The sequence below is a fragment of the Halomonas shantousis genome, assembly GCF_054654615.1.
In genome coordinates this window covers 2,312,308-2,337,035 of record NZ_BAAIER010000002.1, presented here as the reverse complement: position 1 = coordinate 2,337,035, position 24,728 = coordinate 2,312,308, and the positions used below count along the sequence as shown (strand labels likewise).

23 protein-coding genes are annotated in these 24,728 nt (G+C 61.3%); 14 read left to right on the top strand and 9 right to left on the bottom strand.

The features are described 5' to 3' along the window. Positions 1-109 precede the first annotated feature (109 nt). Together ACYQ12_RS11220 and ACYQ12_RS11215 are read left to right on the top strand one after the other, a co-directional pair. A complete protein-coding gene (locus tag ACYQ12_RS11220) occupies positions 110-1,927 on the top strand; it encodes a SurA N-terminal domain-containing protein (RefSeq protein WP_459871578.1) in 1,818 nt (605 codons plus the stop codon). Between the two features lie 164 nt (positions 1,928-2,091). Continuing rightward, the gene (locus tag ACYQ12_RS11215) at positions 2,092-3,093 is read left to right on the top strand and encodes an NADP-dependent oxidoreductase (protein WP_459871576.1); all 1,002 of its coding nucleotides are present in this window, start codon (positions 2,092-2,094) and stop codon (positions 3,091-3,093) included. Positions 3,094-3,146: 53 nt separating this feature from the next. Here the strand turns inward: ACYQ12_RS11215 and ACYQ12_RS11210 are convergent, their stop codons facing one another. The 5 genes from ACYQ12_RS11210 to queC all read right to left on the bottom strand — a co-directional run bounded on the left by ACYQ12_RS11210 (position 3,147) and on the right by queC (position 7,126). Next, a complete protein-coding gene (locus tag ACYQ12_RS11210; RefSeq protein WP_459871573.1) occupies positions 3,147-3,407 on the bottom strand; it encodes a YkgJ family cysteine cluster protein in 261 nt (86 codons plus the stop codon). A 39-nt stretch (positions 3,408-3,446) separates the two neighbouring features. Continuing rightward, positions 3,447-4,796, bottom strand: coding sequence for a mechanosensitive ion channel family protein (locus ACYQ12_RS11205; protein ID WP_459871570.1), 1,350 nt, complete (start codon positions 4,794-4,796; stop codon positions 3,447-3,449). A gap of 129 nt (positions 4,797-4,925) precedes the next feature. Next, a complete protein-coding gene (locus ACYQ12_RS11200; protein ID WP_459871567.1) occupies positions 4,926-5,768 on the bottom strand; it encodes a 6-pyruvoyl trahydropterin synthase family protein in 843 nt (280 codons plus the stop codon). Beyond that, positions 5,768-6,412, bottom strand: a complete 645-nt coding sequence (queE, locus tag ACYQ12_RS11195; protein WP_459871564.1) for a 7-carboxy-7-deazaguanine synthase — start codon at positions 6,410-6,412, stop codon at positions 5,768-5,770. The genes ACYQ12_RS11200 and queE overlap by 1 nt, the downstream gene beginning before the upstream one ends. Beyond that, positions 6,413-7,126: a 7-cyano-7-deazaguanine synthase QueC gene (gene queC, locus ACYQ12_RS11190; protein WP_459871561.1), complete on the bottom strand. Its 714-nt coding sequence runs from the start codon at positions 7,124-7,126 to the stop codon at positions 6,413-6,415. Positions 7,127-7,337: 211 nt separating this feature from the next. On the opposite strand from queC, the gene ACYQ12_RS11185 reads away from it, so the two are divergent. Next, complete coding sequence (locus ACYQ12_RS11185; RefSeq protein ID WP_459871558.1) at positions 7,338-7,760, top strand: SRPBCC family protein; 423 nt, start codon at positions 7,338-7,340, stop codon at positions 7,758-7,760. 39 nt (positions 7,761-7,799) lie between these two features. Here ACYQ12_RS11185 and ACYQ12_RS11180 read toward each other — a convergent pair whose 3' ends face one another. From ACYQ12_RS11180 to ACYQ12_RS11165, 4 genes are all read right to left on the bottom strand, one after another. After that, positions 7,800-8,831, bottom strand: coding sequence for an asparaginase (locus ACYQ12_RS11180; RefSeq protein ID WP_459871556.1), 1,032 nt, complete (start codon positions 8,829-8,831; stop codon positions 7,800-7,802). Between the two features lie 33 nt (positions 8,832-8,864). After that, entirely contained in the window at positions 8,865-10,076 is a 1,212-nt protein-coding gene (locus ACYQ12_RS11175) for an MFS transporter (RefSeq protein WP_459871553.1), read from the bottom strand. A 98-nt stretch (positions 10,077-10,174) separates the two neighbouring features. Continuing rightward, positions 10,175-10,804, bottom strand: coding sequence for a CBS domain-containing protein (locus ACYQ12_RS11170; protein WP_459871551.1), 630 nt, complete (start codon positions 10,802-10,804; stop codon positions 10,175-10,177). A gap of 205 nt (positions 10,805-11,009) precedes the next feature. Continuing rightward, positions 11,010-11,510: a hypothetical protein gene (locus tag ACYQ12_RS11165; RefSeq protein WP_459871548.1), complete on the bottom strand. Its 501-nt coding sequence runs from the start codon at positions 11,508-11,510 to the stop codon at positions 11,010-11,012. A gap of 272 nt (positions 11,511-11,782) precedes the next feature. On the opposite strand from ACYQ12_RS11165, the gene fliD reads away from it, so the two are divergent. The 11 genes from fliD (at position 11,783) to ACYQ12_RS11110 (ending at position 24,728) form a co-directional block, all read left to right on the top strand. Next, positions 11,783-13,156, top strand: a complete 1,374-nt coding sequence (fliD, locus tag ACYQ12_RS11160; RefSeq protein ID WP_459871545.1) for a flagellar filament capping protein FliD — start codon at positions 11,783-11,785, stop codon at positions 13,154-13,156. 17 nt (positions 13,157-13,173) lie between these two features. After that, positions 13,174-13,572: a flagellar export chaperone FliS gene (gene fliS, locus ACYQ12_RS11155; protein ID WP_459871542.1), complete on the top strand. Its 399-nt coding sequence runs from the start codon at positions 13,174-13,176 to the stop codon at positions 13,570-13,572. 4 nt (positions 13,573-13,576) lie between these two features. Then, entirely contained in the window at positions 13,577-13,957 is a 381-nt protein-coding gene (fliT, locus tag ACYQ12_RS11150) for a flagellar protein FliT (protein WP_459871540.1), read from the top strand. Next, entirely contained in the window at positions 13,954-15,162 is a 1,209-nt protein-coding gene (gene fliK, locus ACYQ12_RS11145) for a flagellar hook-length control protein FliK (RefSeq protein ID WP_459871538.1), read from the top strand. The genes fliT and fliK overlap by 4 nt, the downstream gene beginning before the upstream one ends. Beyond that, positions 15,155-15,451 carry an EscU/YscU/HrcU family type III secretion system export apparatus switch protein gene (locus tag ACYQ12_RS11140; protein ID WP_459871535.1) on the top strand — a complete coding sequence of 99 codons (297 nt, stop codon included), beginning with the start codon at positions 15,155-15,157 and terminating at the stop codon, positions 15,449-15,451. Before fliK ends, ACYQ12_RS11140 begins: the two co-directional genes overlap by 8 nt. Before the next feature lie 246 nt (positions 15,452-15,697). Continuing rightward, positions 15,698-16,570 (top strand): flagellar motor stator protein MotA, encoded by an 873-nt coding sequence (gene motA / locus ACYQ12_RS11135; protein WP_459871533.1) that lies wholly within the window; start codon positions 15,698-15,700, stop codon positions 16,568-16,570. Beyond that, positions 16,567-17,532 carry a flagellar motor protein MotB gene (gene motB / locus ACYQ12_RS11130; RefSeq protein WP_459871531.1) on the top strand — a complete coding sequence of 322 codons (966 nt, stop codon included), beginning with the start codon at positions 16,567-16,569 and terminating at the stop codon, positions 17,530-17,532. The genes motA and motB overlap by 4 nt, the downstream gene beginning before the upstream one ends. A 44-nt stretch (positions 17,533-17,576) precedes the next feature. Beyond that, on the top strand, positions 17,577-19,679 hold the full coding sequence (gene cheA / locus ACYQ12_RS11125; protein WP_459871528.1) for a chemotaxis protein CheA: 2,103 nt from the start codon (positions 17,577-17,579) through the stop codon (positions 19,677-19,679). Continuing rightward, the gene (gene cheW / locus ACYQ12_RS11120) at positions 19,676-20,170 is read left to right on the top strand and encodes a chemotaxis protein CheW (RefSeq protein WP_459871527.1); all 495 of its coding nucleotides are present in this window, start codon (positions 19,676-19,678) and stop codon (positions 20,168-20,170) included. The genes cheA and cheW overlap by 4 nt, the downstream gene beginning before the upstream one ends. Positions 20,171-20,720: 550 nt before the next feature. After that, the gene (locus ACYQ12_RS11115) at positions 20,721-22,451 is read left to right on the top strand and encodes a methyl-accepting chemotaxis protein (protein WP_459871525.1); all 1,731 of its coding nucleotides are present in this window, start codon (positions 20,721-20,723) and stop codon (positions 22,449-22,451) included. 108 nt (positions 22,452-22,559) lie between these two features. Beyond that, entirely contained in the window at positions 22,560-24,728 is a 2,169-nt protein-coding gene (locus ACYQ12_RS11110; protein WP_459871522.1) for a methyl-accepting chemotaxis protein, read from the top strand.

The following is a 24,728-nucleotide window of genomic DNA, read 5'->3' as shown; positions in this document are numbered from 1 at the left end:
CGGTGCGCTTTTTTATTGCTTCCGTACAGTATACGGAGCTCTTGGTGTCTTCTCACTTTGAGCCGGTATAATGCGGTTCGGAACAACAACCCGTCATTTTGAGGCCAGCATGCTGCAACGTATTCGAGAAGGCTCCCAGGGATGGATTGCCAAGGTCATCGTCGGGGCGATTATCGTGACATTCGCATTCTTTGGCGTGGAGTCACTGGTCGGCCTCTTCAGTGCGAGTAGCGATGCCGTAGCGACCGTCAACGGTGAAGATATCAAGCGCCAGGAGGTCGAGCTGCAGGTACAGCGCAGCATCCGCTCCGGTCAGGTGCCACCGGAGCAGGAGCGCGAACTTCGCGCAGAGGTCATTGACCAGCTCATCTCCCGGACGCTGCTCGAGCAATATGCCCAAGAGGGCGGAATGACCCTTTCTGAGGCCCAGCTGGATCAGATCATCGTCGGCCTGCCTGAATTTCAGGATCAGAACGGCCGTTTCTCCAGTGAGCTGTTTCGCAACAAGCTGGCCAGTGCAGGCTATACGCCGCTGTCGTTTCGTCAGGAGTTGAGGGTCGACATGTTGCGCCAGCAGCTGCAGCAGGGGCTGGCGCAGGCAGCCTTCGTGCTTCCTTCCGAGCGTGAACGCCTTGCGGCCTTGCAGAACCAGGCTCGCGACTTCCGTTATGCAGTGCTGGGCCGGGACGATCTGAGCTCACCGGTTGAGGTGAGCGACGAAGAAGCCCAAGCCTACTATGCATCGCATCAACAGGCCTATCAGCGTCCCGAGCAGGTTCGGCTGCGTTACATCGTCCTCGATAAGGCCGATCTGGCGGAAGGTATCGAGGTGAGCGAGGAGCAGTTACGGGAAGCTTATACGGCTGAGTTGCGTGAGGCGCCTCGACGCGTATCGCACATCATGGTCAGCTTCGGTGAGGAGCGGAGCCGAGAGGAAGCGCGCGGCGTCTTGCAGGAGGTACAGCAACGCCTGGCCGAGGGCGCCGATTTCGCCGAATTGGCGGCTGAGTATTCCGATGACGCGGCGACGGCAGAAAGTGGCGGCGACCTGGGCGTCATCAATCGGGGCTTTTTCGGAGAAGCGTTCGAGAACGCCGCTTTTGGATTGCAGAAAGGGCAGGTGTCCCAGATCGTCGAGACGGAAAACGGCCTTCATCTTCTCAAGGTGACGGGTCTGGAGATTCCGCCGTACGAGGAGATGCAGGACCAACTGGCCGAGCGGGTACGCCTTGCCGCTGCCGACGATGTTTTCAACGAACGGGCTCAGCAGCTCATCGACGAAAGTTTCGCAGCCGATGATCTGGCCAGTGTCGCTGAGGATCTGGACCTGACCGTGCAGGAGTCCGACTGGGTGTCTCGTGATGATGCGTCGGGAGTACTGGCGGAACCGGGGGTGATGGACGCGGCTTTCACGCCGGATGTTCTCGAGGAAGGCTACAACAGCGAAGTGCTGGAACTGGACGATCAGCGCCGCATGGTGCTGCGTGTTGCCGAGCACCGCCCGGCCACGACGCTACCGCTCGAGGAAGTGGAGCAGCAGGTGCGTAGTGCCGTGGAACAGAACAAGGCTCGCGAAGCCCTGATGGAGCAGGCTGCGACGGCAGTAGCTGCGCTGCGCAATGGAGAGTCGCCGGATCTGGACTGGCGCCAGGTGCAGGGCGCGACGCGTCAGGGCGCTCAGGAGGTTCCTCAAGCCGTGCTGGCCGAGGCATTCCGCCTACCGCATCCTCAGGATGATCCCACTTATGGCACTACGCAGATGTCGGATGGTGTGGCGGTGGTCGCTCTGACGGCCGTCAACGAAGGAAGCAGCAACGAAGAAATAAATGGCTTTGTCGTGCAGCTGGCAGAGCGTCTACGGGCGCAGACAGCTATTCAGGGACTCAATGCCACCTTGCGGCAGGACGCCGAGATCGAACGTCACTGAACGCTGAGTGAAATCCCTGAGGCGATTGCGTATCGCTTGCAGGACGACAGGGCGCAGTCAATCTGCGCCCTTTTTGTAATTCTCAGCCCTGACAGGAAGTTGCGAGCCTCACGGGAGCCTCCTACCCTGAGAGCATCGAATATTTCCTGGTTAGGAGAAAAGCCATGACCGTATCTCGCTATTTCACGCTCGATGAGCATCCGCACGGGCTGCCGGCACGTGAGTTGTTTCAGCTGCGTGAAATGCCGCTGGAAGATATCGCCGAGGGTGAAGTGCGTGTACGCAACACATGGCTGTCCGTGGATCCGTATATGCGCGGCCGGATGAACGGGGTGAAGACGTATGTCGAGCCCTACAGGCTGGGGGAGCCTCTGCAGGGAGGGGCGGTCGGCGAAGTGGTGGCGTCCCGCCATCCCCGCTTTCATCAGGGGGACCGGGTGCGCCATATGTACGGCTGGCGCGATGTCGCCCAGGTGCCGGGAGATCATCTGGATCCCTTGCCGGTATATGACGTACCGGAACAGGCCTATCTCGGCGTGCTGGGAATGCCGGGCATGACCGCTTGGACCGGGCTGAATCTGATTGCACAACTCCAGGAGGGAGAGCGAGTCCTAGTCAGTGCCGCCAGCGGGGCGGTCGGCTCGCTGGCCGTGCAACTGGCCAAGAGCAAGGGATGCCAGGTGGTAGGCGTTGCGGGTAGCCAGCCCAAGCTGGATTGGCTCGAGTCACTGGGTGTGGGAGCCGTCAGTTACCGTGACAAGGATGCCCAGGCGCTGACCGAAGCGCTCAAGGAGGCCTGTCCCGAGGGATTCGATGTCTACTTCGAAAACGTCGGCGGAGTATTGCTGGAGGCGGCACTCACCACTCTGCGGGATCACGGTCGCATTGCCGTCTGCGGGATGATCGGGCGTTACAACGAAGAGACTCCGCAACCGGGACCTTCCAACCTGTTCATGCTGACCACCAAACGGGCGCGCATGCAGGGCTTCATTGTCGGTGAGCATTGGGATCATTACCTGCAGTTTCTCGATGAGGTGGCGCCACATGTCGAGCATGGCGACATCGACTATCAGGAAACCGTCGAGGAGGGGCTTGAACGGACTCCGGATGCATTCCTCAAACTTTTCGAAGGTGCCAATCAGGGTAAAATGCTGGTGCGCCTGTAAGTCCTCTCCGGCCTCGCCATGATGGCGAGGCTTCGCATTGCCTGGCGGCTTCTTCAGCCGCCGTTCCCCGTCTCTTTTTCCCACCAGCTCAGGGTAGCCAGGGCCTGTTCCCGCCGGTCGCCGCAGATATCAGCAGCGTATGCGAACTCCCTACACACAGCCGGGCGGCGAGGGTCGTCGAACAGCTGGCATCGGTTGGCTGCGTCCAGCTGCACGCAGCGGATACCGGCCGGCTTGCCCTGCGGCATGCCGGGAATCGGAGACGTGATGGAGGGCGCGATGCAGCAGGCACCGCAACCGATGCGACAGGCCATGATATGAGTCCGAGCCGAGGAGCGGGGAGTGTAATCCAGTCAGGCTTTTTCGCCGAGTCTTTGCGCCAGGTTCGCATCCCTGCGGGTGGGCATGTCCCGCGGGGAGCGCTCTCCCGGCTCGATGCGCAGTTGTGGCAGAGCATCAGGATAGTGAGCGTTGATATAGGCCACGAGCTTCTCGCGGACTTCACAACGCAGGTCGAAGGCGTCGCCGCCGCTTCCGGCACTCACCAGGATGCGAACTTCCATGGTGCGCTCGCTGAAATCGGTGGCCTGAACCACGCACACCTTGCCGTCCCAGTATTGAGAGGCCTCGACGATACGCGCCAGTTCTTCCCGGATAGGATCCAGAGGAAGCGTGTAGTCGACATAGAGGAAGACGGTACCGATCAGGTCGGCATTGTTGCGTGTCCAGTTCTGGAAGGGATTATCGATGAAGTAGTTGATGGGCAGCACCAGGCGTCTCAGGTCCCATATCTTGATCACCACATAGGTCAGGGTCAGCTCCTCGACACGGCCCCATTCGCCTTCGACGACCACGGCGTCATCCAGGCGTATGGGCTGTGTCAGCGCGATCTGGATGCCGGCCAGCAGATTGCCGAGCACCTTCTGGGCGGCGAAGCCGACAACGACGCCAATGATCCCCGCCGAGGCCAGAATGCTCGCTCCGAGCTGACGGACCTTGTCGAAGACCATCAGCATCGAGGCAATGGCCAGCACGATAATGATGAAATTGATCAGCTTGCGCAGCATGGCGACCTGAGTATGGACCTGGCGCGCGCGCAGATTGTCCGTCACGTCGGTGCGAAAGCGAGAGTGCAGGATGTTCTCACCGATACCCACCATGTACATCAACACGCCTGCGATACCCGCGATGAGCGTCAGACTGGCGAGATTGTGAAGGGCTGTCTGCAGGCTGGGCGAGTCGGTCACCAGCGGCAGCAGGGAGAAAAGCAGAAGTACCGGAAAGAGCACGGCACAACAACGCGCCAGAAAGGGTAGGAAGTAGCGATCCAGGGCGCCGTTGCGTCGCTGCGACCAGCGGTCGAGATACCCGATCATGCGCCGGGCCACGCGCAGGAACAGCCAGACGGCGAGTATCGCCCCGATGGTATGGGCCGTGACCAGCACCGCCATGCGTGCAGGAACGTCGGGGAGCAGCGTTGCCAGGGCCAGAGCGGGGCCATAGAGCCAGATCAATAGCTGGATCGGAACGTAGACTGCCTGACCGAGTACCCTGATGGCGCGCAGGCGGGGGTGAACGCTGATCTGCACATACCTGTGCAACTGGCGGAGCCCCATCGACAGGGCAGACAGGAACAGCACAATGGCCAGGGCGACGGCCCAGCTTGAAATCGAGGTACCGAGTTGGCGTTCAAGCCACTGCATTCCTTTGGTCTCCATCGGCAAAATGATCTTGGCTCGGGCGTCCGCTTGCCCGTGTGCTGCTTGTTAGCCTAGATGAAATTCATCCTTTCGTGACATCAGGGCAGCACTGAAACTACCGGCGCAGCGCCGCTAGTGACAGGCCTCGGCGAAAGCGCCCTTGCCGATGCCTTCGAAAGCCTGGACGCGAATGCGCGATCCGCAGTTGCTGCGGGCAATCTCGTCGGCCAGCCAGGCGGCAATGTGCTCCACAGTGGTCGGTGTCGGCAACACCTCGCAGCGCTCGCGCGGCAGGCGCAGGAAGAAACGTCCCTGGGCCGACCGGTAGCGCACGGTCAACTGGCCGTGCGGAGCGTCATCGTCGACGATATCCTCCACATCTATCAGATAGCGGTCCGCCAGCCGTTGCGCCCACTGGGCTTCGAGTTGCGGCGCACGTGTCCCGTCGTGCCAGATCCGTAACCGTGAGCGGTGTCCATGCGTGATGCGCTGGCAATTGCCTGCATGACGCTTGAGGCCGTGACTGTAGGTATAGACGGCGCCCTCGACATGCTCCTCTCCCAGTTCGAGTCGAATGGCCGTGACCCGTGGCGGCGGACGCCGTGTCAGGGCCTTGCCATAATAGTGGGCCAGACGCTCGGCGGTGACTTCGCTCCAGGGCAGCAGGGTGAATGCCTGGCGCGGTCCGCGGACCTCCATGTCATAGGGCAGGGTCGCACGCAGGCACAGTCCCTCGCTGCATTCGTGAACGGTGATGCCAGGGGCCTTGGTGGGCACCAGCAGCGTGTGGTCCGCCTCGGCATCGAGGCGGGACTTGATCCAGGGCTTGACCTCGCCGAAATCGAACAGCATGCCATCCTCGCCAAGCTCACCGTCGAGCTCGGCGTCGACCTGCCAACTGGCGCCGACCAGGCCGCGGCTTGGGCACCAGAGCGAAGCGTCGATCTGAGTCAGACCGTTAACGAAGAGTGTCATCAGTCGATCTCCGCGATCTTGTGAGTCTGCAGCGAAAGTCGCCATTGCGGGTGGGCCAGACAATAGTTCACGGTAGCCGTCATCGTCGTGCCGTTCATGCCTTGCGGGTGCAGGTCCATGGGCTGGAGATAGAAATAACGAAAATCGCACCGGGCGAAACGCTCGGGAGGGGCGTCGCTCTGCGGATAGACCAGCTTGAGCTCGTCGCCGCGGACCACTGCCAGCTCCGAACGCCCCTTGGGGCTCACGCACAACCAGTCGATGCCTGGCGGGGGAGTGAGTGTGCCGTTGGTCTCTACCGCCACCTCGTAGCCGCGTGAATGCATGGCCTCTATCAACGCGATATCGAGTTGCAGCAGCGGTTCACCCCCAGTGAACACCACATAGGGCGTCGCACACGAGTCCATGCATGGCCACAATGCTTCAAGATGCGCGGCAAGCGCCTCGGCATCGCGGAAACGCCCGCCATTCTGCCCGTTGGTACCGATGAAGTCGGTGTCGCAGAAGCGACAAAGGCTGTCGGCCCGGTCCTGTTCGCGTCCGGACCATAGGTTGCAGCCGGTAAAGCGGCAGAACACGCTGGCGCGACCGGCCCGCGCGCCTTCTCCCTGCAGGGAATAGAAGGCTTCCTTGACGTGATACATTCAGCCCTCGCGCTCTGCGGTGGGACGGGAGACGTCACGTCCGCGATAAGGCAGGGGATCGTGCAGGCCGTGAGCGGCGAAGGCGGCCAGACGCTCGCGGCAACTGCCGCATTCACCGCAGGCCTCGGCCTCGCCCCGGTAGCAGGTCCATGTCTGGGAATAGTCGAGTTGCATGGCGATCCCGTCGGCGAGAATGTCGGCCTTGCTACGGCGAAGATAGGGGGCGCGAATCTCCACCGCTTCGAAATTGGCAATGGCCGCCACGTCATTCATGCGTTCGACGAATTCGGGACGACAGTCGGGGTAGAGCACATGGTCGCCTCCGTGGGCGCCGTAGAAAACCACCGTAGCCTCGATATTGACGGCCTGCGCGATGGCCAGCGACAACAGAATCATGTTGCGGTTGGGTACTACGGTGGCCGCCAGGTTGTGGCTGTCGTAATCGCCGCTTGGTATGACGCGGCTGGTGTCGGTCAGTGCCGAATTGCCGATCAGGCCATGAATGGCGCGGATGTCGACGATCTGATGGGCAACGCCGAGCTGCTCGCAGACCCGCCGGGCAACATCGAGTTCGCGGGCGTGACGTTGGCCGTAATCGAACGACAGGGCGTGGACCTCGAAACCGTCGACAATGGCCCGGTGGAGTACGGTAAAGGAGTCCATGCCGCCGGAGTAAATGACCACGGCGCGTGATGAAGGCGATGCAGATATCATGAGAGCCTCGTTCGGAGAATTTATAAAACTGCGTGAGCGATCATCCGGGATCCGGTCCGGATGCGAGCCGGGTATTCTAGCGGGGCCTGTCAGGATGGGCCAGCCGCGTGGACTATCCCATGTCACCGCCGTGGCGGCCGCTCGGAGAGAGGGTGGCCGTCGAGGTGCGTTATCGTTACTCTCATGAAGACATCTCGAATGGGAAGAGTGCATGGCGATTATCGAACACAGCGCGGTCCTGCATGCGCCGCCGGAGCAAGTCTTTGCATTACTCGAGCGCGTCGAGAACTTTGCCGACTATTCGGACATGATCGAGACGATCGAACCTTTGGGAGAGTCCCGCTATCGCTGGCATGTGCATGCCGTAGGAATGGATTGGAGCTTCGACGTGCTGATCACGGAGCGAAAGGCGCCCTCGACACTGGCCTGGGAGTCCATCGATGGCGTACGCAACCAGGGGCGTTACGAGCTGAGCTCCGTTCCCGAAGGCACCTGCGTACGGCTGACGGTGGAGTACCAGCTCCGCAACAAGCTGGTGGAGAAGGCGGTGAGTCGAGCCGCTCAGCCATTGGTCAATCAGGTCAGTCGGCAGATTCTCGAGCGTGTCGAGGCGAGGCTGCACGCTTCGGGCTGAGGCTCTTTACATCGAGTGCTTGAGGGTCCCGGCCGGTATTCAGCGCTCTCCTGCCAGCGATGTCAGGAAGCGTTCGCGCCGATCCTCGGCGCCCGATGGTTGTGCCAGCAGATGAATCAGCTTGGTCATGGCCGCCTCCGGCGTCATGGTATCTCCCGACAGGACTCCGGCCGCTACGAGACCCTGCCCCGCAGCGTAGGTGCCTGCTGCCATCGGCCCGCGAGGGCATTGACTGATCGCGGCGATCAACTTGCCGGCACCGCTGGCTTCGGCCAGCACGCCCAGCAATGCCGGATCATCGGGTAAGTTGCCGCTACCCCAGACTTCCAGCAACGCTCCGTTGACTTGCGCATCTTGCAGCCAGTTTTCGATCTGTCGGGCCGTAATGCCAGGCCAGAGCGCGATGCGCACGACCGGCGATGCCGGCAGGGCGGCCAGGTCAGGCAGCTCGAAACGCGGCGCTCCGCGGCGCTGTCGCTCAAGCCCGCGGGAAGCGTAAAGAATGGCATCGTGATCGACGATTTCCCCTAGCAGGGGACAGTTGGGGCTAACGAATGCCTCGAACGCCTGGGTTTCCCATTTTCGAGTACGGCAACCCCGCAGCAGCTTACCGCCGAAACAGACGGCGACTTCCTGCAGTTCCGGTCGGGTGGCAAAGCGCAGGGCCGCTTCGATGTTGGCCAACGCGTCGCTTGCGTCGGCCTCTAGCGGCTTCTGGGCACCGGTGATGATCACAGGTTTGCCGGTTCCTTGCAGTTGGAACGCCAGGCTGGAAGCCGTCCAAGCCAAGGTGTCGGTGCCCTGTAGCACCACGAACCCGGCATAGGCGTCATAACGGCTGGCGATATCCCGAGCCAGAACTTGCCAGTCACTCGGCATGGCACTGCTCGAATCGATGGGGTGGGCGTACTCCAGCATGGCGAAATCGGGAAGCGATGCCTGGCGTGCCGGAGGCAGCCGCGTCACTGCCTGACGCAATCGGGGTTCGAAATCTCCGCCAGGCTGTAGTCCGCGCGCTCCCGGCACCATGCCCAGCGTGCCGCCAGCGTAAATCACGAGAATGGAGGCCATGAGAAATCCTTCATACGGTCAATGGACAATAGGCTAGCGTCGAATCACCAGGTGACCTTCGGTATCGGTGTCCAGGCGCCTGTCGCGCCCGGCGAGGCCGCCGAAAAAGGCGGAGACGACAATGATCGTGGCGAACAGCATGGCCATCACGTTCAGGCTGTCGGTGTAATGCAGAAGAACCCCGACTGCCAATGGTCCCAGCGCCGCCAGACAGTAGCCAAAACCCTGTGCCATGCCCGAAAGCTCCCCCGCCAGGCGCGAATTCGCCGTACGCAGCACGATCAACGAAAGTGCCATGCTGAAACTGCCTCCCTGACCGAGCCCCAGGAGTACGGCGCTTGCCCAACGCCATTCGAGAGGGGCCAGTAGCAGGCTGAGTAAGCCGGTGCCGGTAGCGAACAGCATGAGCCAGATCGCGGGACGCTGATCGTTGCCAAGGCGGGCCAGCCAGGGGGCGCCAAGTGCGGTAACCAGTTGTGCCATGAGGGAGATGGCCAGCAGCCAGCCCGATTCCGCCTCGCTCAATCCTCGTCGCTGCAGAAGAACCGGCAGCCATCCGAACACGATATAGGCGAGCGAGGACTGTGAGCCCATGAATAGCGTGACATGCCAGGCCAGGGACGAACGTCCTAGCTTCACGGGCACAAGCTGCGAAGTGGAGGATGTCGTTTCAGGCCAGGGGTGCGGCATGCGCCAATACCAGACCAGCAGGGCGACGAAGGCCAGCAGGGCCCAGATACCCAGGCCGATACGCCAGTCGCCGAAAGCGTCAGCGATCGGCACGCTGAAGCCGGCGGCGAGAGCGGCGCCCAGGCATAAGGCCATGGTGTAGACACCGGTCAGCAGATCGGCCTGATCGGGGAGCTCGCGTTTTACCAGCGCAGGAAGCAGGGTGCCGGCAATGCCGATGGCGGCACCGGCCATCAACGTTCCCAGATACAGACGCCAGGGGTCCGCGCTGGCACGGACCAGTAATGCCACACCCAGCAGCAGCAAGGCCAGCGACAACGTGCGCTCGGCGCCAAGACGCTGGGTCAGGCGAGGCGCCATGGGCGCGAATAGTCCCAGGCAAAGCACGGGAAGCGTGGTCAGGGCACCGATGGCCAGCTCGGACAGGCCCGTGCTTTGCTGAATGCGCAGCAGCATGGGCGCTAGCGAGGAGAGAGCGGGGCGCAGGTTCAGCGCCACCAGAATCATCAAAGGAAGAAACGAAAGAAGGCCTGCCTGCCTTGAGATTCGCGTCATGCGGAACTCGCCTTGAAAGAAAGGCAGGTAGGCTATCAGGGACGTGCCCTCAGGTCACGGTGCGCTGACGTTTCGCTGCGTCATGCGAAAGTGCGCCGTCAGCCGATCTCGTGACCCAGAATGACCTGACAGATCGCGGCGAAGGAGCGGGCTTCGGGCGGGTGGTCGAGATCGATGCCGAGAGCCCGGCTGATGTCCGAGGCGGATACCAGACCGCGGATCTGACTGGCACCGTCCGGCGTTGGCTCCGTGACCAGAATATGCTGATCGCCGAAGGTCTTCAGCGTTTCGACCAGGTCGCCGACGATGGCGCGCTCCAGTCTGGCCAGCGGCAATGCGTGCAGTTGTTCCCGGGGGGTCTGCACCATGTCCACGGTGACTTCGTCTCGTCCCACCTGGTGCTGATGCATGGCGAGCGTGACGCGGCGGCCTCCGATGAGTTCGCGAGCCGTCACCACACCGGTGAAGCGGCCATCGGTATCCATGACCATCAACAGGCGGACGCCGGCCTGTTTCATGGCATTCAGCGCATGCGAGATGGTGTTCGTGGCCAGGATGCTCTGGGCCCGTGTCACCTGGAAGTCGGTGAGCAGTACACGCGCAGGACTGTCGAGATTCAGCGTGTGCTCGGGTGCAGGTGGCTGGGCGATATGCGTGACGTTATCGAGGCTCTCGAGATTGAGTGCTGCATAACGGCTTGGAGCAGGAGGAGTCGTGGTAGGGGGCATGGCGACAGAGTCCTTGTTGTCGGTAAGCCCCGCGATCGGCATATTCAGCAATCACGGGGCGGGGCTAATCAAGCTATCACCGGAAAGACCGTGAGTTCCGTTACAGGTTCAATTCCCAACGCGAGAAACATCACGTGCCGAGGTACTGGCACCAACGACGACCATGGCAGGTCTCGTGCCGAAGGCCCGGCGATGAGCGAGCGGATCACAAGTGGGAGCGAAGGTCACCGCGGACGCTATCGAGAAAAGTGATGAATCGCGTATCGTCCGGGGCGTCATGCCGATCGACGCGACAGCCCAGGCTCATGGTGCGTTTGACCAGAATTTCATCGAAGATCTCCAGCGTGACCTTCTGGCCGGGCTTGGTGCCGGGAGCAATGATGCCGTCCTCGAGCGTGAAGCTCTCCAGCAGCGTCGCCCGGACCCGGGTCGTCCCGCCCTCGGCCAGCACCCGTCGGATGAACAGCCAACCTTCGCAGGCCAGTACCTCGTCGTTTTCACGCTTGCGCTGGAAGAGGGTGCGATAGCAGGCGCCTTCCTTGGCACCCTTGTCGGCCATGCTGCGGTAGGCCTGGGTCACGCGGGTGGCCATGGCACCGGATTCGGCCATCTTGCGCAGGGCGGCCTGATGTTCGCGGCTCAACTGGTCCTGACGCTGGAAGCGCTGCCAGAGATGGTAATCGGTAAAGAGGCGGGTCGAATCCATTGCAACTCCTGCGGGGGTGGGGCAGCCAAACCCCTATCTTCTCTCATTTCGCCCATGGCTGGCCAGGAGACCGGCCGGCAACGGGATGAGCGGATGTCATGTCGCGTGGTACATGGCAATGACTAACGAGGTTATGAGCAAAGAATGGTTCGGCACACTAAAGTTCGGCGTCAAAAAGCCGATGTACAGGAATAGCGTATATATACAACGCCTTTTCGTGTCATGGGGCATGTTCCGACATGGTACAAAAGGCACCATCTCAGAGGGATGCCATGGCTACGATTTCATCATTGGGGATCGGCTCGGGACTGGATCTCAACAGCTTGCTGGACCAGCTGAAGTCTGCCGAGCAGGAAAAGCTCACCCCCATCACCAATCAGCAGACCAGCTACAAGGCCAAACTGTCCGCTTTCGGTCAGTTGGAGAGCGCCCTGGACAAGCTGCAGACCTCGGCGAAAGCGCTGGGCAACGCAGAAACCTTCCAGGCGGTAACCAGTAGTGTTACAGGCAGTGCCGTGACGGTCTCCACCGATAGCGAAGCCGTGCCCGGACGCTACGAGGTTTCGGTAACGCAACTGGCCAGGGCGCAGACACTCGCTTCTCAGGGAGTGGAAAAAACCGATCCGGTGGGCGCAGGCACGCTTACTTTCAACAAGGCGGACGGTTCGAGCTTCGACGTGACCCTTGGAGCCGAGGATTCCCTGGAAGATCTTCGTGATGCGATAAACGACCAGAAAGCCGGTATTTCCGCAACGATCATCAATGATGGAAGCGCTGACCGCCTCGTATTGACTTCCGAGAATACCGGAACCGAGTCTCAGCTTACTGGAATTGTAGATAACCGGGGTGCCTCGACAGACTTCAGCTATTCGGGAGGCTCGGATGTCGTTGACGCAGGAATGGATCAGAAAGTTGCAGCTCAAAATGCCCAACTGACGGTCAACGGCATCGATATTGCCAGTGCCTCTAATACGGTAGAGGGGGCTGTCCAGGGCGTGACGCTGGAGTTGTCTTCTGAAACCGAAGGAACGTCAGATATTCTGACAGTGTCGCGTGACAGCAAGACTATCAAGAGCGCTGTAACGGATTTTACCGCTGCCTACAACTCACTGCAGAGTACGATTACCAGCCTGAGCAAATATGATCCCGACCCGGATGCCTCAGGGGTATTGATCGGCAATGCCACCTTGCGTGGTGTCGAGTCGCGTTTACGCAATATCACGAGCGGTGCAGAAGGCGAGGGCGATTACAAGCTGCTTTCCAATCTCGGTATTACCTTGCAGCTGGATGGATCGTTGAAGGTCGATGACGAGAAGCTCGATGAGGCGATCAGTGGCAACCTGTCGGGAGTGAGCGAGTTCTTTGCCGGGCCTGATGGCGAGAGCGGTTTTTCTGCGAGAATGGGTAACAGTCTTGAGGCGATACTCGGTGACAAGGGGTTGATCCAAAATGCTACAGACGGCATCAACACGACATTGAAGCGTCTTGACGAGCGTTATGATCGTGTCGAGCAGTCAATAGATACAACGATCGCACGTTATCAGACCCAGTTTGCCGCCATGGATAGCCTGGTCAGCCAGATGAATTCGACCAGCACCTACCTGACCCAGCAGTTTAATGCCATGAGCGCTCAGCTCAAGCAATGATGCCGAGGAGACCAACCATGAATGCCATGCGTGGCGCTAATGCCTATGCGCGGGTCGGCATCGAGACCGGCGTGATGTCGGCCAGTCCTCACCAATTGATCGTCATGCTGTTCGACGGTGCCCAGGCCGCGATTCGTGCTGCCCGACTGCAGATGCAGGACGGCGATGTCGCCGCCAAGGGACGCTCGATCACCAAGGCGCTGGATATCGTCAACAATGGCCTGGCGGCGGCGCTCGATCATGACAAAGGCGGGGAGATCGCCGGCCGCTTGTCAGAACTTTACGATTACGTATCGCGGTTATTGTTGCAAGCCAATCTGCACAACGACGAGGCCCGTCTGGAGCAGGCTGCGAAATTACTCGATGATATCGGTTCGGCCTGGCGACAGATCGGACCCCAAGCGAACGGCACCTGATCCTATGCAGACACCCGCAGAACTCCTGACCATCTATGAGGCATTGCTTGCTCAGTCCAAGGCCATGCTCGAGAGTGCACGACGGCAGGAATGGGACCAACTGATTCAGCAGAAGTCCCGCTATGTCGTGGACGTGGAGCGCCTGCGGAGTCTGGAGTCGGATTGTCAACTTGCCGGCGAGGAACTTGACGCCAAGGCGGAGCTGTTGACGGGCATCCTCGAGAACGACGGCGAAATCCGCCGCCGTCTCGAGGCTCGCCGTGACGAACTCAGCGACATGCTGGGCAACTCGAAGCGTCAGCGTGCCCTGTCCCAGGCGTACAATCAGGGGTTGGGTAACATCTCGACCCGTATTCGGGCAGCCCGGCATGAAGGCCGCTCGTGAGTGGCATCACGCCGATACTCGATACTCTGTTGCATCAGGTGCTGGGTCGGCGTGTCGACATTCCCGTAACCCGGGAGTTGCCGGAGCCGGTCAGGCCGGCCTCGCCCAAGGATGCCATCAAGGCGCTGCATAGCGATTCCCGTCTGCAGGGTGGAAATGCGCCGACCGTCTCCTCGGATACCCCGCTGGAGGCGCAGGGTAGGCGGCCGGCTCGGGATCTCTCCCTGGCGCCTCTGGCGCCGTCTTCCACACGGACTCACTTCAGCTCGGCGGCGCGCACCATCGCCGACATTCTCGTCAAGTTCCCTGCGCCACCCTCCGTGATCAGTCCCGCTGCGCCGCTTGCTTCGCAGGAGGTTTCCGCACCGGCACTTGCCACGGCGCTCAAGCAGAGCATAGACGAGAGCGGGCTGTTCTATGAATCGCACCTGGCCCGCTGGTATCGGGGCGAACTGCCGCGGGAAATGCTGATGCGCGAACCGCAGATGTGGCGCTTCCTGGCATTTCGTTCCCTGACGCCAACTGCGACACAGCAGGGAGACGGCCCACCACCTGGCACGCAGGCTTCGCCGATGCTCTCCGCTTCCCGTGAGATGTCATCTACGCCGGCAACTTCGAGATCGTCTCTTCCTGCCTCGCCTTCCGTCTCTCCCGCCATCGTTTCACCGCCGCCTTCCGCCTCTCGATCCACCGAGGCGGGAGGCGAGCGAGTGGGACAGGGTAACGCCTATGCGTCGCATATGAACGGTATCTCGCAGGAGGCGGCGGCCGAGGCGTTCGAGAGGGCCGGTCACACGCATGAGAAGTTGTCCGATCCGCTCCAGGGTCTCGTCAGGCATCAGCTTGAGCTTCTGGTGACACCGACATTGCGCTGGGAGGGCATGATATGGCCCGGCGTCATGCTGGCCCTGCTGATCCACGAAGGTGGCCATGGCGAACAGGGCCATGCCGAGTCGCGTGGGGAGTCGGGGCCGGACGGAGCGCCTTGGCGTAGCGAGCTGGCGTTGACGCTACCGGGTTTCGGTCGGCTGGAGGTCGAACTCATGCTGTACGAAAGGCGTGTATCCATCCGGCTGGAGACGGAGAGCGCTGACAATCTGTCCCGGCTCGAGCAGGGAGTGCCGACACTCAAGGAGAGGCTGAGCGGGCTGGGGCTCGCTGCCGACATAAAAGTCGACAGACGTTTGGAGGCTTTCGATGAGTGAAGAAGCCAAGCCCCGGCCCGACAAGCGACGGCAAGCGGTCGCGCTGGCATATCATGAGTCGGCGTCGGCCCCCTCGGTCGTGGCCAAGGGGTATGGCGACCTGGCCGAGCGCATCATTGCGGCAGCGAGAGAGCAGGGGGTCTTCGTCCACGATGCGCCGGAGCTGGTCAGTCTGCTGATGGGGATCGATCTCGATGCCCGTATTCCTCCCGAGCTTTACCAAGTCATCGCCGAGCTGCTCGCCTGGGTGCATGAAATGCAACCCGCTCACCCGCCACAAGACATGTAGGCAGGTCCTGTGGCGGGCCTCTCTGGCCGCTTCAGCCATTCAAGCAATCATTCTCTGGATGCGTCGCAGGGCGCCATGGCGCTGATGATCGTGCATCGGGCGCGTTGATGCGCTTCGCAATGGCTGCGAGAGTGTCTCCGCCTCGAAAAACTTGTCTTTCCGGGACCCTTCTCCTCAAGGCCGGGCCCTCTGCTGCCGATAGAAGATTCAACACGTCAGTCACGTATGCAGCCAGGGGAATTTTCAGTGTTCATTTTGATTGGTCTTGTGATTGTGACCCTGTCGGTATTCGGCGGCTTCGTCCTGGCCGGCGGAAGCTTGGGGCCGCTCTTCCAGCCCACCGAATTTCTCATGATCGGTGGAGCAGCCGTGGGTGCCTTCATCGCCGCCAACAATGGCAAGGCGATGAAGGCGACATTGCAATCCGTCTCGAAGCTCAAGCGCACCACCAAATACAACAAGGCCATGTACATGGAGCTCATGGCCCTGCAGTACAAGCTGCTGTCCAAGGCGCGTCGCGATGGCATGCTGGCCATCGAGCGCGACATCGATTCGCCTCAGGAGAGTGCGTTGTTCGCCGAGTATCCGCGCATTCTCGCCGATCCGATGATCATGGCCTTCATGACCGATTATCTGCGCATCATGATCAGCGGCAACATGGATCCGCACGAAATCGATGCGTTGATGGAGCATGAAATCGAAGCCTTCGAACATGAAGCGCACGTGCCGGCGGATGCTCTGGCCAAGGTGGGTGACGGCTTGCCGGCCTTCGGCATCGTGGCGGCGGTCATGGGGGTGGTCAAGGCGCTGAGTTCGGCGGATGCCGGGGCGGAGCAGATGGGCATCATGATCGCTCATGCATTGGTGGGAACCTTCCTCGGCATTCTCCTGGCCTATGGCTTCGTGACGCCGATGTCGCACCGTATCGATCGGCAGGTGGCGGAAGGCGTGAAAATGCTCCAGTGCATTCGGGTCACGCTACTGGCCAGTCTCAACGGCTATGCCCCGCAACTGGCCGTGGAGTTCGGGCGCAAGGCGCTGCACAGCGCCGAGCGACCCACGTTCAACGAGCTTGAGGATCACGTGCGTAATAACAAGCCTGACGCAGGTGCCGCATGAGTCAGGATCGTCGCCCGATCATCATCAAGCGCAAGAAAGTGATGCACGGCCATCATGGCGGTAGCTGGAAGATCGCCTATGCCGACTTCATGACGGCAATGATGGCGCTGTTTCTGGTGCTATGGATTCTGTCATCCGCCAACGAAAACGAACTGCGCACGATCGCGGAATATTTCCGCACACCGATCGCGGTCGCGCTGACGGGGGGCGACAAGAACACCGCCAGTACCAGTGCGATTCCCGGCGGTGGAGACGATCCGACCCATGCCGAAGGCGAGGTCAGACGCATCGACACGCGTCTGCAGACGCGGCCGAGCGAGGAGCAGCAACGTCTGATCAACCTGCGCCAGCGGCTGGAAAGGATCATCGAAGCCAATCCGAGATTGCGGGAGATGCGCTCGCAGTTGCGCATCGACATGACGCAGGAAGGTCTGCGCGTCCAGATCGTGGACACCGACAAGCGACCGATGTTCGAACTGGGTAGCGACAAGCTCGAGCCCTACATGCGCGAAATCCTTCAGGCCATCGCTCCGGTTCTCAACGAGATGCCCAATTCCATTAGCCTGAGCGGTCATACCGACGACATTCCGTATGCCGGAGGCGAGAGAGGGTACAGCAACTGGGAGCTGTCCGCAGACCGGGCAAATGCCTCGCGTCGCGAGCTGGTCGCATCGGGGCTGGACGCTGGCAAGCTGCTGCGGGTCGCCGGCATGGGGTCGCGCATCAACCTTGCCGAGACGAATCCCAGTGACGCCGTGAACCGGCGTATCAGCATCATCGTGCTGGACAAACGGGCAGCGGCGAGGATCGAGGCGCAAAGCATGATGGGCTCCCTGCCGGCAACGGCCATCGTGCCCCAGCTCGAAACGCCCGAGCTGCCGGCCGTCGAGCCGCAATCCCCCGTGGCGGAAGCGCCTGCTTCGGAACCTGACGTGACGACTACACCCCCGGCGGGACAGTAACTGGTGGACCGGGGCCCACTGACTCTACTTGTGTGGAAATGAGCATGGATATTACCGATTTCTACGACACCTTCTTCGAAGAAGCGGAAGAGCTTCTGGGTGACATGGAACGGCACCTGCTGGAAATCGACGTCGACGAGCCGGACGCCGAACAGCTCAACGCCATCTTCCGTGCCGCGCATTCCATCAAGGGCGGTGCCGGCACGTTCGGTTTCACCATCCTGCAGAACACGACGCATCTGCTCGAAAACCTGCTGGATCATGCGCGCCGCGGCGAGATGGCGCTGCGCCGGGATATCGTCGACCTCTTTCTGGAAACCAAGGATATGCTTCACGACCAGCTGGATGCCTACCGCAATGGCTCCGAACCCGATCCGGAGGCTTATGCCCGTATCTGCGAGACGCTCAAGCAGCTCGCGCTGGACGAGATGGGCAAGAGTGTCGATGGCGGTAGCGCTCCGGCAAAGGCAGCCGAACCTAAGCCCGAACCCGCCCCCGAACCCGAGCCGGCCAAGAGTGGCGCGGCTGCGGAAGGCACCGGTGAATCGTTGCTGAGCGTCGCGCTGCTTAACGTTTCCGACAAGGATCGTGAACTGCTCGTCGAGGAGTTGGGGCAGCTCGGGACTATCCTCGAAAAGAGTGGCGATACCTCGCGCTACGTGGTGCGTCTGGAATCCAATGTCGGCGCCGAGGACATCGAGGCGGTGATGTGTTTCATCATCGAACCCGAGCAGTTGGAAATCGGCAAGGCGTCCGGCACCGCGGAGAAGCTGCCCGCCGCGCCTGAAGCCCCGGTTGAAACGCCGGCAGCGGAGCGTTCGTCGACCCAGGTGGCTGCGCCGTCGTCGAAGGACGAGGCGCCCAAGCCGGCCAAGGCGCCGGTCAAGGCCGGAGCCAAGCCGGCAGCCAAGGGCGGCGGTGGGGAATCCGGCACCATTCGTGTCCCTGTCGACAAGGTCGACCAGATCATCAACCTGGTGGGTGAGCTGATCATCACCCAGTCGATGCTCGAACAGACGGCAAGCGAACTGGATGGGGTAACGCATGGGCCGCTGGCCAACGGCATGAACCTGCTGCAGCGCAACGCTCGTGACCTGCAGGAAGCGGTGATGTCGATCCGCATGATGCCCATGGACTACGTCTTCAGCCGTTTCCCGCGCCTGGTGCGCGATCTTGCCGCCAAGCTCGGCAAGGACGTGGAACTGGTGACCGAAGGCAAGTCCACCGAACTCGACAAGAGCCTCATCGAGCGCATCATCGATCCGTTAACGCACCTGGTGCGCAACAGCCTGGATCACGGTATCGAGACGCCGGAAGCGCGCGAGGCCAAGGGCAAGTCGCGGACCGGGCGTCTGACCCTGTCGGCGCAGCATCAGGGCGGCAACATTCTCATCGAGGTCATCGATGACGGTGCCGGTCTCAACCGTGAAAGGCTGCTGGCCAAGGCCGAGAGCAATGGCCTGGCGGTATCGGAGAGCATGAGCGATGACGAGGTCTGGCAGCTGATCTTCGCACCGGGCTTCTCCACCGCCGAGCAGGTCAGCGACGTCTCCGGGCGCGGTGTGGGCATGGATGTGGTCAAGCGCAACATTCAGGCCATGGGCGGCCATGTGGAGATCTTCTCGCAGTCCGGCCAAGGCACCACGACGCGTATCGTCCTGCCGTTGACCTTGGCCATCCTCGACGGCATGTCGATCAAGGCAGGCGAGGAGATGTTCATTCTGCCGCTGGGCGCCGTACTGGAATCGCTGCAACCGCAGGAAGACGACATCTACTCCATGGCGGGTGACGATCAGCTTCTCAAGGTGCGCGACGAGTATCTGCCCGTTGTCGCCCTGCATTCGGTGCTGGACGTTGCAGGAGCCAAGACCAAGCCGACCGAGTGTATCGCCGTGATCGTGCAGGGCGGCGGTCGGCGCTATGCCCTGCTGGTGGACGATCTCATCGGACAGCAGCAGGTTGTGGTCAAGAACCTCGAAACCAACTACCGCAAGGTCCCGGGGATCTCCGCTGCCACCATCCTGGGCGATGGCAGTGTGGCGCTGATTCTAGACATTGCCGATCTACAACGACTCAACCGCCGCAAGAACCCGGCGACACGCCGTGACAACCAGGCGGAACCCAAGCAGGAGGTCCTAGCATCATGACGAACCTATCCCAGGCCACGATGGCGGCCAGCGACGCGGCAAGCAGCGAGTATCTGGTTTTCTCGCTGGGCAGCGAGGAGTACGCCATCGATATCCTGAAAGTGCAGGAGATACGCGGTTACGAAAATGTCACGCGCATCGCCAATGCGCCTGCCTTCATCAAGGGGGTGACCAACCTGCGCGGCGTGATCGTGCCGATCGTGGATCTGCGCATCAAGTTTCACCTCGAGAATGTCGAGTACGGTGGCCAGACCGTGGTCATCGTGGTCAACGTGGGTGAGCGTGTTGTGGGCATCGTCGTTGACGGCGTCTCCGACGTCATGAGCCTGACGCCCGAACAGATCAAGCCAGCGCCGGAATTCGGCGTGGCGCTGTCCTCGGACTACCTCAGCGGTCTGGGCAGCCTGGAAGACCGCATGCTGGTACTGGTCGATATCGACAAGCTGCTCACCAGTGACGAAATGGCGCTGATCGACAAGACCAGCAAATAACGCCGACAGGATATTCGCTTCGAGGTGGTCGGCTACGACCTCTCGTTGCGCTGACTGGTTACGCCCGCTTCTGGACAGGAGGCGGGCGTTTTTTTGGCAATGTCGGGTATCGCCAACAGGCGGGGCATTGCCGCTCGTATGCGGCATTTGCTGGACGAGCGCCGACACCGAGCGGATCAGCCAGGCGATGGGGCAGATAGGGCAGGTTATTCATCGGAACGCCACGCTGGGCAGCAGGCCGAGCGTCTGATGAAAGGCGGAGCGGTTTCGGATCGCCGAAGGCCAGCGCGTGAGTCTGGCCCGACGTCGAACATGCACCGGCTGTCTGCCTCTGCCGAGGCATCGTTCTAAAGTCGTTTTCTGCCCTCAAGATCATACCCATATCGCCGATACTTTAAGAACCGAACGGGCCCGGATGTTCGCTGCATCCGTGCACCCGGTGCTGGCGATGCGGGATAGCAGAAAACCAACAACGTCCCAATGCCTCTTCCCGGTACCGGGGGAGGTTTTCCAGGCCGGTGTGGCCGACGAGACATGCAGGGGAGGCAAGGTGAAGTTAATCGATAACATGACGGTCCGCGTTAGCTGGATACTGGTGCTGGCGGCGTTTACGGGGCTGATACTGGCCGTAAGTGCGCTGGGCGGATATGCCGTGCAGTATGGCCAGGGTGCATTGGATGCCTTCAACAAGGTCGATATCACGCAGAAGTCGACCCTGAATCGTGCCAACAGCGAGTTGATGAACCTGCGGCTGGAAATGCAGGAGTATTTCTATCATTTGCAGTCGTCGACTTCGCAAGACATCGATGCGTCGGCATTCGATGGTCGCTTTGCCGAAGTGAACGGTCTCTTCGCGTCATTCTTCGACATGGACATTCCGCCTCGCCACCAGGCGCTGGTCGACAGGATCAAGGCCGACTATCAGCCGCTGATCACGGCCATGCAGCAGCAAATGGCAGCGCTCGAGGCGGGGGATCTGGATGCATACACTTCCCAGGTCGAGCGTGTCGGACAGCTCAACGACACCCTCTATGCCAGCGCCAACGACTATTTCGTGACCGTCGAGAAGCAGGGGACCGATCTTTATCAGGCATTCAAGGCCAAGTCCGTTGCGTTAGAGGTGGCTATCGGTATCGCGGTCGCGCTGGCATTGGTCGTGGTCGCCATCGTGCTCTGGGGCGTCACCGTCAACGTCATCAACCCGCTCAAGCGGATCGTCGGTCACTTCGAACGCTTGTCCCATGGGGATCTGTCGGCCGAGGTGGAAAGTCGCGGCGACAACGAGATCGGCAAGTTGTTTTCGGCCCTGTCGCGCATGCAGGAGAACCTGTCGCGTACGGTAGGAACGGTACGCGAGGGTAGCGACAACATCTATGCCGGCTCACGCAACATCGCTCAAGGCAACATCGACCTCTCTTCACGAACCGAACAGCAGGCCGCCTCGCTGGAAGAGACTGCCTCGAGCATGGAACAGCTGACCTCCACGGTACAGCAGAACGCCGACAATGCGCGCCAGGCCAGCCAGTTGGCATCCAACGCCTCGCAGACTGCGCAGCGCGGCGGAGAAGTCGTGGGTGAAGTCGTCGCTACCATGCGCGGCATCACCCAGGGTGCCCACCAGATGGCCGAGATCGTCGAAGCCATCGACTCCATCGCCTTTCAAACCAACATTCTGGCGCTGAATGCTTCCGTCGAAGCCGCACGGGCCGGCGAACAGGGGCGCGGCTTTGCCGTGGTGGCCGGTGAGGTTCGTTCGCTGGCAAGTCGCTCGGCGGCATCCGCCAAGGAGATTCGCGACCTGATCGGTACCTCGGTAGAGCGTGTCGAGAGTGGCTCGGTGCTGGTCGATCAGGCCGGACGCACCATGGGAGACATCGTCGCGGCAGTTCAGCGGGTCACCGACATCATGGATGAGATTGCCGCTGCATCGCAGGAGCAGAGCAACGGCATCGGCCAGGTCAATCAGGCCATTGCCCAGATGGATCAGGTCACCCAGCAGAACGCCTCCCTGGTTCAGGACGCCGCCAGCTCCGCCGCCGATCTGGAGCGTCAGGCTGCCGCCCTGCGTGAGGCCGTTGCAGTGTTTCGCCTGTCCGGTAGCGCCGGCAGCGATCAGTGGACTGCGGCGGAGGTGTCGCACGGAGCTGAGCCGAAGCCTGAGGGAAGGGGCGACAATGGGTCCCGGACGGCTCAGCGCCTGGCTCACGACACGCCCAAAAACCGGGCGACTGATCAGACGAAGGGGCAAGCGGGCAGCGAACTGGAGTGGGATTCCTTCTAATTCCTATGGCCGCCGAGTGGATACCTCGTGCCCTTGACGATGCAGGCGGCCACGACGACAAACGATTCACGAATATCTGGATAACAACTGACGCAGGGGACAAAGTGAATGCGTAACAACCAGCCGGTTACCGGGCGCGAGTACGAAATCAGCGATGACCAGTTCCTGATTTCCCGCACCGATGCCAAGGGACAGATCACCTATGCCAGCCCCGCCTTCATTGAAGCGAGTGGATTCAGTCGGGAAGAGCTGATTGGTGCGTCACACAATATCGTGCGCCACCCCGACATGCCCTCTGCGGCCTTTGCCAACCTCTGGGAAACCTTGAAGGCCGGGGAGGTGTGGACCGGGCTGGTCAAGAATCGTCGCAAGGACGGGGATCACTACTGGGTCCATGCCACGGTCACGCCGATCGTCGAGTCGGGCCAGATCGTCGGCTACACCTCGGTCCGGGTCAAGCCGGATACCAAGTCCCGCCAGCATGCCGAGAAGAGCTATGCGCGTCTGGCGGCAGGTCAGGCGAGCGGCATCCGTATGGTGCGGGGGCAGCTCAAGGCCGGCGGCGTCCTGTCACGTCTGCGCAGCGTCAAGTTCGGCACATTGCGCGGCCGCTTGATCGGCATGATCAACATTGCCGTGATCACCCTGGCGCTCAGCGGTGCGCTCTCTATCTACAGTCTCATGGCCGCCAGTGACCGCCTGCATGCCCTCAATCAGGATGGTCTGGAGGATGTCGTCCGCCTGCAGGAGCTCGATCAGCTGATGGCCAAGGGGCGCCAGCTGGTCAGTCGCCCGGTGAGCAATCCCATGTCGGATGACATGGCGGCGGTTGACGAGAAGGTCGGCAAAGTACTGACCAAGCTCGAAAACATCTGGTCGGAATATGAGGCGCGCGAGGTCAATCACACGGCCGCGGCCGAGACCTTCGGCAAGGGGCTTCGCCACTATATCGATGATGGCCTGTCGGCGGTCATGGAATCACTGAACAGCGGCGACTTCTACCAGGCCTATGTGGCCTATAACGATGTCATGGTCGGCGAGGGAGAAGCCGTCAGCACGGCACTCAACGGTCTGATCCAGGAAAAGCGCAATGCCGCACTGGAGATGGCTGCCCAGTCCGAAACGCAGGAGCGCACCATGCTGATGGCGCAGGGTGGGCTGCTGATCGTTGGCTTGGTGCTTTTGATCGCGCTGGGAATTCGCACGATCCGCGCGACGCTGCGACCGATTCGTGAAGCGCTCAACGTCACGCTGCAGATTGCGGCGGGCAATCTCGGTGTGCGCATGTCCAAGCACAAGGACGATGAGATCGGCCGCCTGACCCAGGCGTTGGATACCATGCGTCGCAGCCTGAGCAACATCATTCACGACGTCAACAGCGGTGTCGGCGTGGTGATTCCTGCCACCCAGGACATTGCCAGCGGTAACGTCGACCTGTCGTCACGCACCGAGCAGCAGGCCGCTTCGCTGACCCAGACGGCATCGAGCATGGAGGAGATGACCGCGACGGTGAAGCAGAACGCCGACAACGCACGCCAGGCCAGTCAACTGGCCGGTGGAGCGACGGATACCGTGCGTCACAGCGGCGAAGTCATGGGGCAAGTCGTCCAGACCATGGATCGCATCACCCAGAGTTCGCGCAAGGTCGGCGATATCGTCGGCGTGATCGACTCGATCGCCTTCCAGACCAATATCCTGGCGTTGAATGCTTCCGTCGAGGCGGCGCGTGCCGGCGAGCAGGGCCGCGGTTTCGCGGTGGTGGCCGGTGAAGTGCGTAACCTGGCCAGTCGCAGCGCGCAGGCGGCCAAGGAGATTCGCGACCTGATCAATGCCTCCACGAAAGAGGTGGGTGATGGTGCCGATCTGGTGCGTCAGGCCGAGCAGTCGATCGAGGAGGTCGTGGCGTCGGTCAAGCGTGTCAACGACATCATGCATGAGATCTCAGCGGCTTCCGAGGAGCAGACCAGCGGTATCGAGCAGATCAATCAGGCCATCACGCAGATGGACGACGTCACCCAGCAGAACGCCCAACTCGTCCAGACCTCGGCGACCACTGCCGCTGAACTCGAGGCCCAGGTGCGTTTCCTTTCGCAATCCGTCGCAGTATTCCGCCTGGAGGGCAGCGAGTCGGAGAGTCGTACTCGTCCCATGCCTGCCAAGGCCCTCGGCAATGCACGTCCCTCGCTGCCCCATGGCGCGCCTCGTGCGGCCACAAGCAAGCCTGCCGCCGCGCCCAAGCAGGTCGCGCCGGCTCATGATGATTGGGAGGCCTTTTGA

What these genes read in the sequence shown, in the direction of transcription:
- fliT (WP_459871540.1), top strand. Translation starts at nt 13,577, where the DNA reads ATGCAGACACCCGCAGAACTCCTGACCATCTATGAGGCATTGCTTGCT.
- ACYQ12_RS11220 (WP_459871578.1), top strand. Translation starts at nt 110, where the DNA reads ATGCTGCAACGTATTCGAGAAGGCTCCCAGGGATGGATTGCCAAGGTC.
- queE (WP_459871564.1), bottom strand. Translation starts at nt 6,412, where the DNA reads ATGTATCACGTCAAGGAAGCCTTCTATTCCCTGCAGGGAGAAGGCGCG.
- queC (WP_459871561.1), bottom strand. Translation starts at nt 7,126, where the DNA reads ATGATATCTGCATCGCCTTCATCACGCGCCGTGGTCATTTACTCCGGC.
- ACYQ12_RS11200 (WP_459871567.1), bottom strand. Translation starts at nt 5,768, where the DNA reads ATGACACTCTTCGTTAACGGTCTGACTCAGATCGACGCTTCGCTCTGG.
- cheA (WP_459871528.1), top strand. Translation starts at nt 17,577, where the DNA reads ATGGATATTACCGATTTCTACGACACCTTCTTCGAAGAAGCGGAAGAG.
- fliD (WP_459871545.1), top strand. Translation starts at nt 11,783, where the DNA reads ATGGCTACGATTTCATCATTGGGGATCGGCTCGGGACTGGATCTCAAC.
- ACYQ12_RS11210 (WP_459871573.1), bottom strand. Translation starts at nt 3,407, where the DNA reads ATGGCCTGTCGCATCGGTTGCGGTGCCTGCTGCATCGCGCCCTCCATC.
- cheW (WP_459871527.1), top strand. Translation starts at nt 19,676, where the DNA reads ATGACGAACCTATCCCAGGCCACGATGGCGGCCAGCGACGCGGCAAGC.
- ACYQ12_RS11180 (WP_459871556.1), bottom strand. Translation starts at nt 8,831, where the DNA reads ATGGCCTCCATTCTCGTGATTTACGCTGGCGGCACGCTGGGCATGGTG.
- motB (WP_459871531.1), top strand. Translation starts at nt 16,567, where the DNA reads ATGAGTCAGGATCGTCGCCCGATCATCATCAAGCGCAAGAAAGTGATG.
- ACYQ12_RS11175 (WP_459871553.1), bottom strand. Translation starts at nt 10,076, where the DNA reads ATGACGCGAATCTCAAGGCAGGCAGGCCTTCTTTCGTTTCTTCCTTTG.
- ACYQ12_RS11170 (WP_459871551.1), bottom strand. Translation starts at nt 10,804, where the DNA reads ATGCCCCCTACCACGACTCCTCCTGCTCCAAGCCGTTATGCAGCACTC.
- ACYQ12_RS11140 (WP_459871535.1), top strand. Translation starts at nt 15,155, where the DNA reads ATGAGTGAAGAAGCCAAGCCCCGGCCCGACAAGCGACGGCAAGCGGTC.
- ACYQ12_RS11185 (WP_459871558.1), top strand. Translation starts at nt 7,338, where the DNA reads ATGGCGATTATCGAACACAGCGCGGTCCTGCATGCGCCGCCGGAGCAA.
- ACYQ12_RS11110 (WP_459871522.1), top strand. Translation starts at nt 22,560, where the DNA reads ATGCGTAACAACCAGCCGGTTACCGGGCGCGAGTACGAAATCAGCGAT.
- fliS (WP_459871542.1), top strand. Translation starts at nt 13,174, where the DNA reads ATGAATGCCATGCGTGGCGCTAATGCCTATGCGCGGGTCGGCATCGAG.
- ACYQ12_RS11165 (WP_459871548.1), bottom strand. Translation starts at nt 11,510, where the DNA reads ATGGATTCGACCCGCCTCTTTACCGATTACCATCTCTGGCAGCGCTTC.
- ACYQ12_RS11205 (WP_459871570.1), bottom strand. Translation starts at nt 4,796, where the DNA reads ATGCAGTGGCTTGAACGCCAACTCGGTACCTCGATTTCAAGCTGGGCC.
- ACYQ12_RS11215 (WP_459871576.1), top strand. Translation starts at nt 2,092, where the DNA reads ATGACCGTATCTCGCTATTTCACGCTCGATGAGCATCCGCACGGGCTG.